Annotated in this window: 1 protein-coding gene; it reads left to right on the plus strand. The window is 66.5% G+C overall.

The window, feature by feature from the left end; all coding sequences use genetic code 11:
* The first annotated feature begins 69 nt into the window (after positions 1-69).
* Positions 70-1,251 (plus strand): integrase core domain-containing protein, encoded by a 1,182-nt coding sequence (locus tag ABD709_RS21370; RefSeq protein ID WP_344779086.1) that lies wholly within the window; start codon positions 70-72, stop codon positions 1,249-1,251.
* The last annotated feature ends 57 nt before the right edge of the window (positions 1,252-1,308 follow it).

Raw genomic sequence — 1,308 nt, forward strand, 5'->3', positions numbered from 1 at the left:
TGTGCTGGTTCAGGACATCTGCAAGGCATGTCTCACGACATCTGCAAGACGGGCCCGTGATGCTCACCCGTGTCGAGAGCGCGGCTGGTCATCACAGCCATCACCACCCAAGGCCTCACCCAGGCGGAGGCCGCCCGTACCTACGGCCTGTCCGAGGCCACCGTCAGCAGGCTGATGGCCCGCTACCGGGCCGAGGGCGAGACTGCCTTCGAACCCCGGTCCCGGGCGCCGAAGACCTCACCCGGCGCCACCCCGGCCGCGACCGTCGACCTGGTGCTGCGGCTACGCAAGCAGCTCACCGATGCCGGTCACGACGCCGGCGCCGACACGCTGGGCTGGCATCTGACCCAGCATCACGCGATCACGCTGTCGCGGGCCACCATCCACCGCATCCTGACCCGCCATGGCGCGGTCACCCCGGAGCCGACGAAGAAGCCGAAGTCCTCCTACATCCGGTTCGCCGCCGCGATGCCCAACGAGTGCTGGCAGTCCGACTTCACCCACTATCCCCTCACCGACACCACCGCGTTCCCCAAGGGCGTGGAGATCATCACCTGGCTCGACGACTGCACCCGGTACGCCCTGGACGTATCCGCGCACCGCGCGATCACCACCCCGATCGTGAAGGCCACCTTCCGTAAAGCCGCAGGTCAGAACGGCATCCCAGCCTCCACCCTCACCGACAACGGCATGGTCTACACCGTCCGCCTGGCCGGCTCGGGCCGCCGCGGCGGCCGCAACGGCTTCGAGCAACAACTACGTGACTGGCACGTGGTCCAGAAGAACTCCCGACCCAACCACCCGACCACCTGCGGGAAGGTCGAACGCTTCCAGCAGACGATGAAGAAGTGGCTGCGCGCCCAGCCGACCCAGCCCGCAACCATCGCCGAGCTGCAAGCTCTGCTCGACCGGTTCGTCACCCAGTACAACCAGCAACGGCCCCACCGCTCCCTGCCGCACCGAGCCACCCCAGCAGCGCTCTACAACACCATGCCCAAGGCCCTGCCGGGCCCCAGCCGGGACACCGACACCCACGACCGAGTTCGCCACGACCGCGTCGACAAATCAGGCACAGTCACCCTTCGAGTAGCCGGCCAACTCCGCCACATCGGCATCGGACGAGCCCACAAGGGAACCCACGTCCTCCTGCTCATCCAGGACCTCAACGTCCGCGTCATCAACGCCATCACCGGCGAGCTCCTCCGAGACCTCACCATCGACACCAACACCGACTACCAACCCCGCAAATGACCAAGATCCGAACCCACTCCGTGGGTTCGGATCTTGCAGATGTCCTGAGACATCACA

Origin of the sequence: Nocardioides panacisoli (genome assembly GCF_039537325.1) — a bacterium.
Classification (GTDB): Bacteria; Actinomycetota; Actinomycetes; order Propionibacteriales; family Nocardioidaceae; genus Nocardioides; species Nocardioides panacisoli.